General features: G+C 75.3%; 12 protein-coding genes. 7 read left to right on the plus strand and 5 right to left on the minus strand.

Translation table 11 applies throughout. The features are described 5' to 3' along the window. Window position 1: 1 nt before the first annotated feature. The 6 genes from ACIQVI_RS08390 to ACIQVI_RS08415 all read left to right on the plus strand — a co-directional run bounded on the left by ACIQVI_RS08390 (window position 2) and on the right by ACIQVI_RS08415 (window position 8394). A complete protein-coding gene (locus ACIQVI_RS08390; RefSeq protein ID WP_403592778.1) occupies window positions 2-1291 on the plus strand; it encodes an amidohydrolase in 1290 nt (429 codons plus the stop codon). Beyond that, window positions 1288-2538, plus strand: a complete 1251-nt coding sequence (locus ACIQVI_RS08395) for a biotin carboxylase (RefSeq protein ID WP_351971642.1) — start codon at window positions 1288-1290, stop codon at window positions 2536-2538. The genes ACIQVI_RS08390 and ACIQVI_RS08395 overlap by 4 nt, the downstream gene beginning before the upstream one ends. 77 nt (window positions 2539-2615) lie before the next feature. Further along, window positions 2616-5228, plus strand: coding sequence for an ATP-grasp domain-containing protein (locus tag ACIQVI_RS08400; protein ID WP_403592782.1), 2613 nt, complete (start codon window positions 2616-2618; stop codon window positions 5226-5228). After that, window positions 5225-6616, plus strand: a complete 1392-nt coding sequence (locus tag ACIQVI_RS08405) for an MFS transporter (protein ID WP_403592785.1) — start codon at window positions 5225-5227, stop codon at window positions 6614-6616. The genes ACIQVI_RS08400 and ACIQVI_RS08405 overlap by 4 nt, the downstream gene beginning before the upstream one ends. Then, window positions 6613-7917: a PLP-dependent aminotransferase family protein gene (locus ACIQVI_RS08410; protein ID WP_403592788.1), complete on the plus strand. Its 1305-nt coding sequence runs from the start codon at window positions 6613-6615 to the stop codon at window positions 7915-7917. Before ACIQVI_RS08405 ends, ACIQVI_RS08410 begins: the two co-directional genes overlap by 4 nt. A 102-nt stretch (window positions 7918-8019) precedes the next feature. Next, window positions 8020-8394, plus strand: a complete 375-nt coding sequence (locus tag ACIQVI_RS08415) for a nuclear transport factor 2 family protein (protein WP_053640853.1) — start codon at window positions 8020-8022, stop codon at window positions 8392-8394. A gap of 41 nt (window positions 8395-8435) precedes the next feature. Here the strand turns inward: ACIQVI_RS08415 and ACIQVI_RS08420 are convergent, their stop codons facing one another. The 5 genes from ACIQVI_RS08420 to ACIQVI_RS08440 all read right to left on the minus strand — a co-directional run bounded on the left by ACIQVI_RS08420 (window position 8436) and on the right by ACIQVI_RS08440 (window position 13912). Next, complete coding sequence (locus ACIQVI_RS08420) at window positions 8436-9110, minus strand: response regulator (protein WP_403592791.1); 675 nt, start codon at window positions 9108-9110, stop codon at window positions 8436-8438. Further along, window positions 9107-10414 (minus strand): sensor histidine kinase, encoded by a 1308-nt coding sequence (locus tag ACIQVI_RS08425; protein ID WP_403592794.1) that lies wholly within the window; start codon window positions 10412-10414, stop codon window positions 9107-9109. The genes ACIQVI_RS08420 and ACIQVI_RS08425 overlap by 4 nt, the downstream gene beginning before the upstream one ends. Window positions 10415-10454: 40 nt before the next feature. Then, on the minus strand, window positions 10455-11597 hold the full coding sequence (locus tag ACIQVI_RS08430) for an acyltransferase (RefSeq protein ID WP_403594479.1): 1143 nt from the start codon (window positions 11595-11597) through the stop codon (window positions 10455-10457). A gap of 43 nt (window positions 11598-11640) precedes the next feature. Next, a complete protein-coding gene (locus tag ACIQVI_RS08435; protein WP_403592797.1) occupies window positions 11641-12618 on the minus strand; it encodes an alpha/beta hydrolase in 978 nt (325 codons plus the stop codon). A 247-nt stretch (window positions 12619-12865) separates the two neighbouring features. Continuing rightward, window positions 12866-13912 (minus strand): LacI family DNA-binding transcriptional regulator, encoded by a 1047-nt coding sequence (locus tag ACIQVI_RS08440; protein WP_403592800.1) that lies wholly within the window; start codon window positions 13910-13912, stop codon window positions 12866-12868. Between the two features lie 133 nt (window positions 13913-14045). On the opposite strand from ACIQVI_RS08440, the gene ACIQVI_RS08445 reads away from it, so the two are divergent. After that, a complete protein-coding gene (locus ACIQVI_RS08445; RefSeq protein ID WP_351969221.1) occupies window positions 14046-15197 on the plus strand; it encodes a Gfo/Idh/MocA family oxidoreductase in 1152 nt (383 codons plus the stop codon). The last annotated feature ends 8 nt before the right edge of the window (window positions 15198-15205 follow it).

Below are 15205 nucleotides of genomic sequence, written 5' to 3' on the forward strand. Positions count from 1 at the left end.
CATGGACTCCCTGACCGCAGTGCTCGACGCGCTGGAACCGCTGTTCCCCGCCCTGGAGGCCGACTACAAGGACCTGCACGCCCACCCCGAGCTCGCCTTCCAGGAGAAGCGGACGGCGGCGCTCGTCGCGGAGCGGCTCGCGGCGCAGGGCGGCTGGGAGATCACCACCGGCGTGGGCCGCACCGGCGTGGTCGCCGTCCTGCGCAACGGCGAGGGACCCGTGGTCATGCTGCGCGCCGACATGGACGCGCTGCCCGTGAAGGAGGCCACGGGCCTGCCGTACGCGAGCACCGCGACCGCCACCGACGACTCCGGCGCCGAGGTCCCGGTGATGCACGCCTGCGGCCACGATCTGCACGTCGCCGCCCTGATCGGGGCGTGCGCGCTGCTCTCCTCCCGCACGGACCACTGGAACGGCACGGTCGTCGCCGTCTTCCAGCCCGGCGAGGAGAGCGGCTACGGCGCCCGGTCGATGGTCGACGACGGCCTGTTCGAGCGCTTCCCGAAGCCGGACGTCATCCTCGGCCAGCACGTCGGCCCCGGCCCCGTCGGCCTCATCGCCACCTGCCCCGGCACCGTCATGGGCGCCACGGACTCCATCACGGTGAAGCTCTTCGGGCGCGGCGGCCACGGCTCCAAGCCGGAGTCGGCCGTGGACCCGGTCCTCATGGCCGCCTCGCTGGTCCTGCGGCTCCAGACCATCGTCTCCCGCGAGACCCCCGCCCAGGAGCCGGTGGTGGTCACCGTCGGCAAGCTGCACGCGGGCACCACGGCCGCCGTCATCCCGGACACGGCCGAACTCGGCATCAACGTCCGCACCAGCTCGGCCCCCGTCCGCGACAAGGTCCTCGCCGCCATCGAGCGCCTGGCCAAGGCCGAGTCGGACGCGGCCGGAGCGACCGCCGAGCCGGAGATCACCTCCGTCTACCACCTGCCGATGACGGTCAACGACACGGCCGCCGCCGAGCGGGTCGCCGACGCGCACCGGAAGGCCTTCGGCGACGGGGCCGTGATGACGATGGGCCCGACCACGGCCAGCGAGGACTTCGGCATCCTGGCGACGGCGGCCCAGGTGCCGTCCGTGTACTGGTTCTGGGGCGGCCTCGACCCGGAGGTGTTCACGGCCGCGTTCGCCGCCGGCCGCCTCGACGAGGACATCCCGCAGAACCACGCCCCCACCTTCGCCCCGCAGTCGGGCCCGGCCCTGCTCGTCGGCGTCCGCTCCATGGTGGCCGCCGCCCTGTCCTGGCTGGCCGACGCCCCGGCGGACGCGGAGGAGGCGACCGCATGACCAGGCCCCGCCCGCACGTGACGGTCCTGCACCGCTGGCGGGACACCCACGCGCTGTACGCCGACTACGTCGACCACGGCACCCACCGGGTCACCTACATCAGCACCGAGCTCGGCCGGTCCTCCGTCCCCGGGGGCGCCGAGGCCGTCGTCACCGTCGGCCTCACCGACGACCTGCCCGCCGTCCGCGAAGCCCTCGCCTCGCTCGTCGAGCGGTACGGCCCGCCGGAGGCGCTGCTCGCGCTCAACGAGGGAGACCTCGACACGGCGGCCCTGGTCCGCGAGGAGTTCGGGATCGCCGGGCAGACCCCGGAGGAGCTCGCCGTCTTCCGCGACAAGCTCCTGATGTGCACGACGGTGGCCGCCGCCGGCATCCCGGTGCCGCCGCTCGCCCACGTCCCCGACCCCGACGCCGTACGGGAGTTCGGGCGCGCCCACGGCTGGCCGCTGGTCTGCAAGCCGCACCGGGGCACCGCCAGCAGGGGAGTGGTCCGGCTCGACTCCCCGGCCGACCTGGACGCGCACCCGGAACTGGCCGCCGACCTCGCGGCCGAGCCCTTTCTCGCCCAGGCGTACGTCGACGCCCCGATCCTGCACATCGACGGCCTGTGGGAGGGCGACCGGCTCGGCAGCTGGACCGCCTCCCGCTACGTCGGCGGCACCTGCGCCGACTTCACCCAGGGCAACTGGCTGGGCTCGGTCGAGGAGGACGACCCGGTGCTGCTCGCCGCCGTGGAGCCGTTCGCCGCCGCCGTCGGGGCCGCCCTCGGCGGGGGCCGGCCGTGGGTCTTCCACCTGGAGGCGTTCGTCACCCGGGACGCGGACGGCGGCCCCGCCCTGGTCTTCCTGGAGTGCGGGGCCCGGGTCGGCGGCGGAGAGATCCCCTTCACCTGGCGGGACGTCCACGACGCCGACCTGATGGCCGCCGCGGCCGACCTCCAGCTCGGCCGGGTGCCGGTCCTGCCGACCCTCAAGACCGGCGAGGTCGGCGGCTACCTGCTCCTGCCGCTGCCCGTCCCCGCGCCCTGCCTGGTCGAGCGCGCCGACTGGACCGCGCCGCCCGCCGAGGACCGCAAGCCGTACGCGGTGCTGCACGTGCCCGTCGGCCAGCGGGTCCCGCCGATCAGCGGATACGAGCACGTCGGCACCCGCTTCCGCTTCCGCGGCCCCTCCACCGCCGCCGTGGAGGAGGCCATCGAGACCTCCGCGAACGGCTTCCGGCTCACCTGCACGCCCCTGGACGCGTAATCGGATCACACCCGCACCACCCGCACCGCCTGCCCCACCCCGCACCGCATCGGAAAGGAACACACACCGTGTCCGTCATGACCACTGAACGCCCGCGCGTCATCCTGGTCGGCAGCCGCATCCGTCAGTACCGGGAGTACGCGCTCGCCTCCCTCGCCGCGCGGTACGAGGTCACCCTGATCGCCCCCGAGGCGCCCAGCTGGCAGGCGAAGTACGTCGACACCCACCGGATCGCCGACACGACGGACGCGCACAAGCTCTTCCCCTCCGTCGCCGACCTGCGCGGCGAGGTCGCCGAGGCCGCCATCGTCACCTGGGACGAGTGGTCGCTCGCCGCCGTCTCCTCGGTCGCCGCGCGCCTCGGCCTGCGGGCCATGGACCCGGCCGCCGCCAAGATCTGCCGCGACAAGTACGCCACCCGGCAGGCCCTGGAGGCCGCCGGGATGGCGGCCGTCCGCCACGCCCCGGCCGCCAGTGAGGACGAGGCCGTCGCCGCCGCCGAGACCATCGGCTTCCCCGTCGTCGTCAAGCCCCGCACCCTCGGCGGCAGCTTCGGCGTCATGGTGGCCCGCGACGCCGACGGCCTGCGCCAGGCCTACCGGCTCGCCGCCGCCAGCCGCCTCCAGGGCGCGGGCACCGCCGACACCGTCCTCGTCGAGGAGTACGTCGAGGGCCCCGAACTCAGCGTGGACAGCACCGTCGTGGACGGCGTCGTCACCCCCGTCTGCGTCGCCCGCAAGCGCCTCGGCCCCCAGCCGTACTTCGAGGAGGTCGGCCACCTGGTCACCGGCTGGAAGGACGAGCCCTGGGCCGAGGCCGTCGTGCGGCTGGTCGAGGACTCCCACCGGGCCGTCGGCGTCGACTACGGCGTCACCCACACCGAGCTGCGCGTCAGCGCCGACGGGCCGCGCCTGATCGAGCTGAACGGACGCCTGGGCGGCGACCTCATCCCGCACGTCCACCAGCTCGCCACCGGCATCGACCTGGCCGTCGCCGCCGCCGAGATCGCCTTCGAGCGCGTCCCCGACCTCACCCCCACCCGCGCGCTCAGCGGCGAGATCCGCTTCCTCTACCCCTCGTACGACGGCACCGTCGACCGGGTCGTCCTGCCCGACCCCTCCGAGGTCGACGGCCTGGTCGAGGCCGTGGCCCTCGCCGAGCCCGGCGACGAGCTCCAGCTCCCGCCGCGCGGCCTCACCCCGCGCTCCGCCGCCCTCATCGCCGTCGGCGAGAACCCGGTCGAGACCCGCCGCGCCCTGGACCGGGCCGAGGGCCTCTCCCGCACCGAGGTGACCGGCGTCGGCACCCACAAGCTGGGCGCCCGCGTCGAGAACGCCGTCACCCGCCGCTTCTTCGACCACGAGCGCACCGCCGCCCGCATGACGGTCTCCGGCGTCCGGGGCGTCGAGTGGTTCCGCTACGGCGCCGGCGGCGGCGAGGGCCTCAACCGCCCCGTCTTCCTCAGCGCCGACGACGTCGCCGGCCTCGAACGCGACCTCAACGGCCTCTTCGAGCTCCTCAAGTCCGTCCCCGGCCGCCTCTTCGGCGGCGACCTGCACGCCTTCGCCAAGGCCGTCGGCATGAGCGACACCCAGGCCGACCTGGTGCTGCGCGGCGCGGTCGACGAGATCCCGCCGCTCTCCCGCGCCGACCTCTACCGCGAGACCGACGGCTTCCGCCTCATGGAGCTGAACACCGGCACCTCGCTCGGCGGCTGGCAGATGGGCGAGTTCGCCCGCGCCCTGATCAAGGACGAGGAGTTCGCGGCCTTCGCCGCCGCCGAGAACCTGGTCTACCCCGACCCGCTGGCCCGCATCACCGACGTGCTGCGCCGCCAGGCCCCGTCCCTCGCCGGGATCGAGCGCCCGCTGCTCGCCATCACCGACTGGCCCGACGGCTTCGAGAAGTCCAAGTGCTGGATGGAGTTCGTCGTCCCCGCCTTCAAGGACCTCGGCTTCGAACCGGTCGTCTGCCACCTCGGGGACTTCACCTACGAGGACGGCAAGGTCGTGTACGACGGGCGGCGCGTCGACGTCGTCTACCGCCTGTTCCTGCCCGGCGAGATGCCGGACGAGCCCCGCACGTACGACCTCGTCAACCCGCTCCTGGACGCCGCCGAGGCCGGGCAGGTCGAGCTGTTCGCCTCGCTCGACTGCGAGCTGTACGGCAACAAGGGCAGCCTCGCGATGCTCAGCGACGAGCGCAACCGGGCCGCCCTCACCGAGGAGGAGCGGGCCCTCGTCGACCGGATCCTGCCCTGGACCCGCTTCGTGCGCGACGAGAAGGTCACCTTCGAGGGCGAGAAGATCGACCTCCTGCCGTACGCCGTCGCCAACAAGGACCTCCTGGTCCTCAAGCCGACGCTGCTCTACGGCGGCGTCGGCGTCACCCCCGGCTGGACCACCGACCAGAAGGAGTGGGTGGAGAAGCTCCACCAGGCCGTCGGCGGCCCCTTCGTCCTCCAGCGCCGCCTGCTCCCCACCACCGAGCGGTTCCTCTCCGAGGACGGCGTCACCACCGAGGACATGGCCGTCGCCTACGGGACCCTCATGGTCGACGGAACGTACGCCGGAACCCTGGCCCGGGGCGTCACCGACCCGGCCGTCGGCATCGTCAGCATGTTGCGCGGGGCCCAGATCGGCTGCGCCTTCCACGTGGCCGACCCGGCGGACGGCGAGGGCGAAAGGTGACCGAGTCCACCGACTCGAACGGCTCGACGGAACCCGCCGGCCCCACCGGGCCGGCGGCTCCGGCGGCCCCCGGCGACGGCGCACCCGCCGCCGCCGGGGGCCGCGAGCGCGGAGCGCTGTGGCGCGACGCCGAGTTCATGAAGTTCTGGACGGGCGAGGGCATCTCCCAGATCGGCGCCCAGGTCACCACCCTGGCGCTGCCCCTGACGGCGGTGCTCACCCTGGACGCGTCCTCCTCCCAGGTCGGCCTGGTGAACGCCGCCTCCTACGCCCCGTTCCTGCTCGTCACCCTGCTCGTCGGGGTCTGGGTCGACCGCGTCCGCCGCCGCCCGCTGATGATCACGGCGAACGTGGGACGCGCGCTGCTCGTCACGGCGGTCCCCCTGCTCGCCGTGACGGACCTGCTGCGCATCGAGTTCGTGTACGTGGCGGCCCTGCTCATCGGGGCGCTCACCGTCGTCTTCGACGTCGCCTACCAGTCGTACCTGCCGACCCTCATCGGCAAGGAACACCTGGTGGAGGGCAACAGCAAGCTCCAGGGCACCAGTTCCCTCGCGCAGATCGGCGGCCCCGGCCTCGCCGGTCTGCTCATCGGCTGGGTCACGGCGCCGTACGCGCTGCTCATCAACGGCGCCTCGTACCTGGTCTCCGTGGTCACGCTGCTCACGATCCGCAGGCCCGAGCCGCCGCCGGTCGTCCCCGAGCGCCCCACAGGCCTGTGGAAGAGCGTCGGCGACGGCATCCGGATCATCTGGCACAGCGCCCACCTGCGGGCCTGCGCCCTGCAGTCCGGGCTCTACAACTTCTGCTGGATGTCGCTCCAGACCGTCTTCGTGCTGTACGCGGCCCGGCGCCTGGACCTCTCCCCGGGGACCATCGGCCTGCTGCTCGGCACCGGCGCGGTCGGCTCGCTCGGCGGCTCCCTGGTTGCCCGGAGCCTCAAGCGGACCATGGGGCTCGGCCCCGCGATCCTGGCGGCGCTCGTGCTGTGCTGCGCGGCCCCCGTGATCATCCCGCTGGCCCCGGCGAACGACGGGATCCTCACCCTGGTCCTGTTCGTCGCCGCGTTCGCGCTGATCGGCGCGGGCGGCACGATGGCCAACATCCACATCATCAGCCTGCGCCAGTCGATCACCCCGGACGAACTGCTCGGCCGGATGAACGCCGGCTACCGCTTCGTGTCCTGGGGGATGCTCCCGCTCGGCGCGCTCCTCGGCGGCTGGCTGGGCGACCTGATCGGCCTGCGCGAGACGCTCTTCGTGACCGCCGGGGCCTTCCTCTCGGCGGTCCTCGTGGTGCTCCTCTCCCCGGTCTGGCGCCTGAAGGACTTCCCGCCGCAGATCGGCGCGGAGCCGGGGGCGACGGAGAAGACGGCGGTGGGGTCATGACGGGCGACGACCACGGGACCGTGACGGACGACGGCGGCGACGGGGCCGTGACGCGCGACGCTCGCGGGACCGTCACGCGCGACGGCGGCGAGGGCGCGGCGCCCGGGGACTTCACGCGCCTCCTCGCCCGGCGCACCTCCTGGGGCCGCTCCGACGCCATCGACCGCATCCTGTCGGCCGCGAACGCGCCCGGCGTCCTGTCGATGGCCGGGGGCATCCCGGCCCCCGACAGCTTCCCCGTGGACCGCCTCGCCGCGATCACCGACCGGATCCTCTCCCGATCGGCCGCCGCCGCCCTCCAGTACGCCTCCACGGCCGGCGTCCCGGCGATGCGCGAGGCCGTGGCCCGGCGCGCGGGCGAGACCGGCGCACCGGTCGGCCCCGAGCGGGCGATGGTCACCGGCGGCAGCCAGCAGGGCCTGGACCTGGTCGCCAGGACCCTCCTCGACGAGGGCGACCTGGTGGCCCTGGACGACCCCAGCTACCTGGGCGCCGTCCAGTCCTTCCGGGGCGCCGGGGCCCGGCTCCTGCCGCTGCCCACGGACCGCGACGGCATGAGGACGGACGTCCTGGCGGAGCGGCTCGCCGCCGGGGCCCGGCCCAAACTGGTCTACGTCGTCCCGCACTTCCACAACCCCACCGGCGGCGTGCTCACGGAGGAGCGCCGCCGGGACCTGGCGGCCCTGGCCGACCGCTACGGCTTCCTGATCGTCGAGGACGACCCGTACGGCGACCTGGCGTTCGACGGGGAGCGGCTGCCGTCCACGGACGTGCACGGCGACCGGGTGATCCGGCTGATGAGCCTGTCGAAGACGCTCTGTCCCGGCTTCCGGGTGGCCGGGCTGACCGCCCCGGCGGGCCTGATCGGCGAACTGGTCGCGGCCAAGCAGAGCAGCGACCTCCAGACGAACACCTTCGGCCAGTACGTCCTCGCCGAACTCCTCGGCGACCCGGCGTTCCTCCCCGCCCACCTCGCCCGGCTGCGCACCCTGTACGGGGGCAAGGCGCGGGCGACGGCGGCGCTGCTGCGCGAGCGGCTGCCGTGGCTCGCCTTCGACGACCCGCGCGGCGGCCTGTTCTTCTGGTGCGCCGTGGACGACCCCCGGGTCACCTCGGACCTGCTGTACGAACACGCCCTGGCGCAGGGGCTCGCGCTCGTGCCCGGCGCGCCGTTCTGCATCGAGCAGGACGGCTCCCGGCTGCTGCGGCTCTCCTTCGCGACCCTCGACGAGGAGCAGCGACGGGAGGGCGTCTCCCGCCTGGCGACGGCCTTCGACAAGGCCCGCGCCGACGCGTACTGAACCATCCCGCCGCACACGCTCCACCGGTGCGCGCCGAACCACCCTCCCGGCGCGCACCGCCCCCGCCCTTCCGACGACGACACGCAACGAAGGAGCACGGTCATGACGGCACGCACACACCCCCCGGTGACCGCCGACTCGCTGGTGGCCCGGCTGTTCCAGGTGGTCGACTCCCGCTCGTGGGACGACCTCGGCGAGGTCTTCGCCGACGACGCGGTCTACGAGCGCCCCGGCTATCCGGCCCTGGAGGGCCTGGAGCGGATCCGCCACTTCTACGAGCACGAGCGGATCATCGCCTCCGGCGCCCACGAGGTCGACCAGGTCACCGGCGGCCTCGCCGCGGCGGCCTGCTGGGGCCGCTTCCGCGGCGCGAGCCGCGACGGCACCGCCCTGGACGAGGGCTTCGCCGACACGTACCTGGTCCGGGACGGCAAGATCGCGTACCGGAGGACGTACTTCTACCGCGCGGCGATCTGACGCGGGGCCGGACTCCGGGCGCGGCCCGGGGCCCGGCCCGGTCACCGCCCGCCGGGGCGGACCAGACCGCTCTCGTACGCGTGGACGGCGGCCTGGGTCCGGTCGCGCAGGGACAGCTTGGTCAGGATGCGGCTCACATAGGTCTTCACCGTCTGCTCGGCGACGACGAGCCGGGCCGCGATCTCGGCGTTGGAAAGGCCCTGCGCGATGAGCGCCAGGACCTCGGTCTCGCGCTCCGACAGACCGCCCAGGCGCCCCGCGGGCCGCACGTGCGGGGCGGGGCTGAGCCGGGCGAACTCCGCGATCAGCCGCTTGGTCAGCCGGGGCGCGAGCAGGGCCTCGCCGCGCGCCACGACCCGTACCGCCTCGGCGAGTTCCTCGGCCGACGCGTCCTTGAGGAGGAAGCCGGACGCGCCGGCGCGCAGCGCCTCGTACACGTACTCGTCCAGGTCGAAGGTGGTCAGCACGAGCACCTTGACGGTGGCGTCGGCGGGGGCGGTGAGCAGCCGGGTGGCCTCGATGCCGCCGGTGCCGGGCATCCGGACGTCCATGAGGACGACGTCGGGGGCGAGCGCCGCGGCCCGGGCGACGGCGTCGGCGCCGTCGACGGCCTGGCCGACCACCTCGATGCCGGGCTCGGCGTTCAGCAGGACCGTGAAGCCCTGCCGCACCATGACCTGGTCGTCCGCTATGAGGACCCTGATGACGTGGTTCATGAACCGTCCTTCGTGGAGGCGGGTCCCGGCCCCGGGGCGTCGGCGGGCAGGACGGCCGTGACCTCCCAGCCGCCGTCGGAGGTGGGACCCACGGCGAGTTCGCCGCCCAGCATGGCGGTGCGCTCCCGCATACCGAGCAGTCCGTGACCGGGCTCCCGGGCGGGACCGGCGGGAGCACGGCCGGCCGGGCGGCCGGCGGTGTTGGTGACCCGGACGGTCAGCCCGGCCGGATGGTGGTGGACCGACACCGAGACCCGGGAACCGGGCGCGTGCCGCACGGCGTTGCTCAGCGCCTCCTGGACGATGCGGTACGCGGACAGCTCGGTGCCCGGGGAAAGCGGCCGGGGCGTGCCCCGGGTCCCGGCGGTGACGTCCAGTCCGGCGCTCCGGACGTTGGCGAGGAGGTCGTCCAGCCGGTCGAGCGTGGGCTGCGGGGCGTGCCGCACCCCGGCGGCGGCGTCGCCCGGGTCGCCGTCGCCGCGCAGGACGCCGAGGACGCGCCGGAGTTCGGTGAGGGCGTCCACGGCGTTCTGCCGGATGCCCGCCAGGTTCTCGCGGAGCTCGGGGGACGGGTCGGCCACCAGGTGCGGGGCGACCTGGGCCTGGATCGAGATGACGGACATGTGGTGGGCGACGACGTCGTGGAGCTCGCGGGCGATGCGCCCGCGCTCCTCCAGGAGGGCGCGCCGGGCCCGTTCCCCGGCGGTCAGCTCCTCCTGCTCGACGAGGCGGCCGCGGGAGACGCGGGTCGCGCGCAGCGAGGTCCCGAGGACGACGGCGAGGGCGAAGGCGACGGCGCCCTGGACGAGGGTGTGGGGCCCCGGGACGTGGTGCGGGACCGCGGCGCCGATCCCGGTGAGCAGGGAGGCCCCGAGGGCGGCGGCGGAGGCGGCGGGGCGCACGCGGAGCGCGAGCAGGAGCAGCACGAGGGTGTGCAGCGCGATGTCCGGCGCGCTCCAGGGCCACGCGGCGCCGAAGACCCCCGAGGTCAGGGTGGCGAGGAGGGCGAGCGCGGCGACGGAGACCCACAGGGCGGCAGCGGGCCGGAAGAGGGCCAGGACGGGCGCGGCGCTCTGCAGGACGACGAGCAGCGGGACGGCGCCGGTGACGGGCTCCATGAGGCGCTCGTGGAGGTTCGCGTTCCAGACGCCCATGAGCACGCAGAACAGCACGACGTGCCCGTGGGCGAGCCGGCCGAGGTGGCGGTGGCGGGGCAGCGGGTCGCGGCGCCCCGGCCGCAGGTCGGCGCGCAGGACGCCCGGGACCGCGCGCAGCGCGCCCTCCCACCGTGACCCGTCCCCCAACGCGCTTCCCCCGCCCGTGTGTTCGTTTCTCCGCCCCAGCCTATGCACGGGGTGCCTCCGTCGTGGTGCCGGGCCGCCGCACGGGGGCCGGGGCGGTGCGTTCGTACGCGTGGAAGGCGGCGCCGCAGACCAGCAGCGCGCCCGCGAAGAGCGGGAGCCAGCCGAGCCGGGCGAGGACCCAGGCGTGGCCGTCGGGAACGGTGTGCAGTCCGGCGAGCGGCCCGTGGCCGAGCAGGTCCGCGGCGAGAAGGCCGCCGGCGGTGACGGCGATCATGGCGGTCTGGTGCCAGAGGAAGACCGTCATGGCGCCGAGGTTGAGCAGGGCCACGGCCGTCCGGGCGGCGGGCCGGCGCAGGGCGCGCCGGAGGGGCCCGAGGAGCAGGAGCACGCCGCCGCACTGGGCGAGGCCGAAGGTGACGGCGGCGAGCGTGGGCGGGGCGAGGTTGGAGACCGGCGCGCCGGGGACGCCCACCATGGAGGCCGGGTAGCCGGCGAGGACGACGAGCAGGCCGGTCGCGGCCCCACCGCCGAGGAGCAGCGTCCAGGCGGTGGCCGGGGCGAGCGGGCCGCGGCGGGCGAGGAGCGCGCCGAGGCAGTACGGGACGAGCCAGCCCGCGGGCAGGTTGAGCCAGCCGGCCGCGCCGGGGCCGTCGAGGCCGAAGCGGACCAGGTCGACGTGGAGGACGACGGCGAACGGCCACAGCGGGTGGACGCGCGCGACCAGCGGGGTGGCGGCGGTGAGGGCGGCCAGGACGAGCAGGAACCACAGCGGGGAGAGCACGAGCTTCCCGAGCGTCTGGACCGTCCGCCAGGGGACGCCGCAGGCGAGCATCCCGGCCGCGGCGACGAGCCAGACCGCGAGCAGCGGGACGACGGGCCGGAACAGCCGGCGCAGCCGGGCGGCGGTCCGGTGGCCGCCGCCCTCGCCGCGGGCGCGGGCGGCGACGTACCCGCCGACCAGGAAGAACACGGCGAGGGTCTGGAACGCCCAGGAGACCGGGGTGAATTCGGGCAGGTGGCCCAGGGGGCTCTCGACGCGCAGGGTGCCGCTGTCGGCGACGAGGGCGGTGACGAGCCAGTGGCCGAGGACCACGCCGAGGACGGCGAGGGCGCGCAGCGCGTCGAGGGCGCGGTCGCGCTCCGGCGGGGTCGCGGCGGCCGTCCGGCGGACGAGCGCGCGCACGGCCCCCCTCGGTCCGGTGGCCGGAGCGGTCACGGGGGCGGTCTCACGCACGGTCGGGCTCCCTTCCGTCGACGATCCGGGCGAGGTTGCGCAGGGGCACGGAGCCGGGGGCCAGGTAGTCGCCGTGGCCGCCGTCGCCCGCGGCGAACCGGCGGGCCCCGAACCCCGGCTCCACGGGGTCGGCCCCGAAGCCGAGTTCGCCGCCCGCGGGGAGGGGGACGCGCAGATGGGGCACGTCGGCGATCCAGTCGCCGGCCGCCCGCCCGGCCCAGACGGCGGCGTCCGTGCGCAGGTCGGCGGCGCGGTCGGCGCCGGCCCCCGGGCTCCCGTAGAGGACGAGGGCGGCGACGGGCAGCCCGGCGGCGGCGCGGGCGCACACCACGGAGCCGTACGAGTGCCCGAGGAGGGTGATCCGGGCGCCGGGCCGCAGCCGCGCCAGCTCCTCGACGAACGCGCGGAGCGCGGGCGCCGCCCGGTCGGCGCGGCCGGGGGTGAGGGAGGCGGTGCTGCCGGTGGCGGGGGTGCGGTAGCCGAGCCAGGCGACGACGGCGGCCCGGGCGCCGAACTCCCGCCGGAGGGTGTGCTGGAGGGCGACGGCGCCGGCCCGGAAGCGCGCGTAGGAGTCGAGGCCGGTGTCGGCGCCGGGCACGAGGACCGCGATCCGCCCGGCCCGCGCGAGGTCCCCGACCACCTCCGCGCTCCGCCCGCCGTCCCGCCCGTCGAACTCCAGGAACCGCCGGTCCGCCCCGGCCATCGCCCGCAGCGACGCGGCCCTCAGCCGCGCCCCGTGCTCCTCCGCCGTCCGCGCGGCCTCCCCCAGCGCCGTCCGCTCCGCCGTGTAGCGCCCTTCGAGCGCCGCGGCGAGCGCGTCCGGCCCGCCGTCCGCCCGCAGCGGCGCGACGGCGGGGGGCACGGGGGCCGGTACGTCGGCGGGGCGCGCGGCCCCGGCGACCGGCAGGGCGACGGCGACGGTGACGACCGCGGTGAGCAGGGCGCGACGGAGTCGGGGGAGGGGCGCCATGGGGGTCCTTCCGTACGGGGGTGCGTTCCGTTACGGAAGGTAGGGAGCCGCCGCTGTGGTCGGCGTCCCGCCGGAGAGCCGACTCGCCTTGTGGCTCTCGGGTATGACAGGGGTACGGGGCGGGGGCGGGGGCCAGCGTCCCGCGAGGACCGTGCCGGAGCCGGAGCCGGAGCCGGAGCCGGAGCCGGAGCCGGAGCCGGTGGCGGTGCCGGAGTCGGTGGCGGTGCCGGAGCCGGAGCCGGAGGCCCTACCCCCGTACCGCCCCCGTCGACCCCCGTACCACCAGCTCCGCCGGGACCGTCTCGCGGCCGCCCGGCGGGGGCTCCTCCGAGTCCGTCGCCAGGCGGCCCGCCCGGGCCCCCGTCTCGTGCAGCGGAAGCCGTACGGTCGTCAGGGCCGGGAATGCGTCGAGGGCGGACGGCAGGTCGTCGAAGCCCGCCACGGACACGTCGCCGGGAACGTCCAGGCCGCGCTCCCTGAGGGCCGCGCAGACGCCGAGGGCCACCGTGTCGTTGCAGGCGACGATCGCGGTCAGCTCCGGGTCGCGGGCCAGGAGCCCGGCCACCGCCGCGTGCCCGGCGCCCCGCTCGTACGAGCCGTGGACGGTCGGCCCCTCCGCGACGCCCGCCGCTTCGAGCGCCTCCCGGTGTCCCTCCAGGCGGTGCCGGGTCGTGGTCCGGCCGGCCGGTCCCGCCACGTATCCGATGCGCCGGTGGCCGAGGCCGAGCAGGTGCTCGGTGAGGAGGCGCGCGCCGGTCCGGTGGTCGAAGACGAGGGCCGCCGCGTGCGCGTCCCCCTCCACCGGCGGGCGTCCGCACAGCACGACCCGGGTCCCCGCGTCGGCCAGCCGGGACAGTTTGGCGGCCGTCGCCGCCAGCCGCCGGGGGTCCTCCAGGGAGCCGCCCATGAGGACCACGGCGGCGGCCCGCTGCCGCTGGAGCAGCGTGAGGTAGGTGAGTTCGCGCTCGGGGGAGCCGCCGGTGTTGCAGACGACGGCGAGCTTCTCGCCCCCGCCGCGCCCGGAGGCGCCCGCGCCGATCGCGGTCTGCGCCGCGCTCGCCATGATCCCGAAGAAGGGGTCCGCGATGTCGTTGACCAGCACGCCGACCAGGTCGGACGTGGCGGCGGCGAGGGAGCTGGCGGGGCCGTTGAGGACGTAGTCGAGGTCGGCCACGGCCCGCAGCACCCGCTCCCTGGTGGACTCGGCCACCGGGTAGTTGCCGTTGAGGACGCGGGAGACGGTGGCGGGGGAGACCCGAGCGCGGGCGGCCACGTCCGCCAGGGTGACGGTCATCGCGTGCGTACCTCCGGGGCCTTGTGGGGGGTGTTGTCGGCAGGCTAGCGTTCCTGCCCGTAGAAAGCGCTTTCTATCAAGCGCGGGGCACCCCGGCGATCGTGCGCGGGGCATCCGAGGAGAGGAACCTTCCGTGACGCGCAGGACCGTCCGCATCGCCATGAACGGCGTCACCGGCCGCATGGGCCACCGCCAGCACCTCGTCCGCTCGATCCTCGCCCTGCGCGAGCAGGGCGGCCTCGACCTCGGGAACGGCGAGGTCCTCTGGCCCGAGCCCGTCCTCGTCGGCCGCCGCGAGGCCGCCCTGCGCGCCCTCGCCGGGCGCCACGGCCTCACCGAGTGGTCCACCGACCTCGACGCGGTCCTCGCGGACGGGAGCGTCGACGTCTACTTCGACGCGCAGGTCACCCCGGCCCGCGCCGACGCGATCCGGAGGGCCGTCGCCGCCGGGAAGCACGTCTACACCGAGAAGCCGACGGCCGGGGACCTCGCCGAAGCCCTCGACCTCGCCCGGCTCGCCACCGAGAGGGGCGTCAAGCACGGCGTCGTCCAGGACAAGCTGTTCCTGCCGGGCCTGCGCAAGCTCAAGCGCCTGATCGACGGCGGCTTCTTCGGCGAGATCCTGTCCGTACGGGGCGAGTTCGGCTACTGGGTCTTCGAGGGCGACTGGCAGGAGGCCCAGCGCCCCAGCTGGAACTACCGCGCCGAGGACGGCGGCGGGATCGTCGTCGACATGTTCCCGCACTGGGAGTACGTGCTCCACGAGCTCTTCGGCCGGGTCACCTCCGTCACCGCCCACGTCGCCACCCACGTCCCGCGCCGCTGGGACGAGCACGGCAAGCCCTACGAGGCCACCGCCGACGACGCCGCGTACGGGATCTTCGGCCTCGAGGGCGGGGCCGTCGCCCAGATCAACTCCTCCTGGGCGGTCCGCGTCCACCGCGACGAACTGGTCGAGTTCCAGGTCGACGGCACCCACGGCTCCGCCGTCGCCGGACTGCGCGGCTGCCGCGTCCAGCACCGCTCGGCCACCCCGAAGCCGGTCTGGAACCCCGACCTCCCGGCCGCCGAGTCCTTCCGCGACCAGTGGCAGGAGGTCCCGGACAACGCCGTCTTCGACAACGGCTTCAAGGCCCAGTGGGAGCTGTTCCTGCGCCATGTCGTCCTCGACGAGCCCTACCACTGGGACCTCCTGGCGGGCGCCCGGGGCGTCCAACTCGCGGAACTGGGCCTGCGGTCCGCGGCCGAGGGCCGCCGCCTCGACGTCCCCGAGGTGACGCTGTGACGAGGACG

The organism is Streptomyces sp. NPDC098101 (genome assembly GCF_044760185.1).
GTDB lineage: Bacteria > Actinomycetota > Actinomycetes > Streptomycetales > Streptomycetaceae > Streptomyces.

What these genes read in the sequence shown, in the direction of transcription:
- ACIQVI_RS08395 (WP_351971642.1), top strand. Translation starts at nt 1,288, where the DNA reads ATGACCAGGCCCCGCCCGCACGTGACGGTCCTGCACCGCTGGCGGGAC.
- ACIQVI_RS08440 (WP_403592800.1), bottom strand. Translation starts at nt 13,912, where the DNA reads ATGACCGTCACCCTGGCGGACGTGGCCGCCCGCGCTCGGGTCTCCCCC.
- ACIQVI_RS08435 (WP_403592797.1), bottom strand. Translation starts at nt 12,618, where the DNA reads ATGGCGCCCCTCCCCCGACTCCGTCGCGCCCTGCTCACCGCGGTCGTC.
- ACIQVI_RS08390 (WP_403592778.1), top strand. Translation starts at nt 2, where the DNA reads ATGGACTCCCTGACCGCAGTGCTCGACGCGCTGGAACCGCTGTTCCCC.
- ACIQVI_RS08415 (WP_053640853.1), top strand. Translation starts at nt 8,020, where the DNA reads ATGACGGCACGCACACACCCCCCGGTGACCGCCGACTCGCTGGTGGCC.
- ACIQVI_RS08400 (WP_403592782.1), top strand. Translation starts at nt 2,616, where the DNA reads ATGACCACTGAACGCCCGCGCGTCATCCTGGTCGGCAGCCGCATCCGT.
- ACIQVI_RS08420 (WP_403592791.1), bottom strand. Translation starts at nt 9,110, where the DNA reads ATGAACCACGTCATCAGGGTCCTCATAGCGGACGACCAGGTCATGGTG.
- ACIQVI_RS08410 (WP_403592788.1), top strand. Translation starts at nt 6,613, where the DNA reads ATGACGGGCGACGACCACGGGACCGTGACGGACGACGGCGGCGACGGG.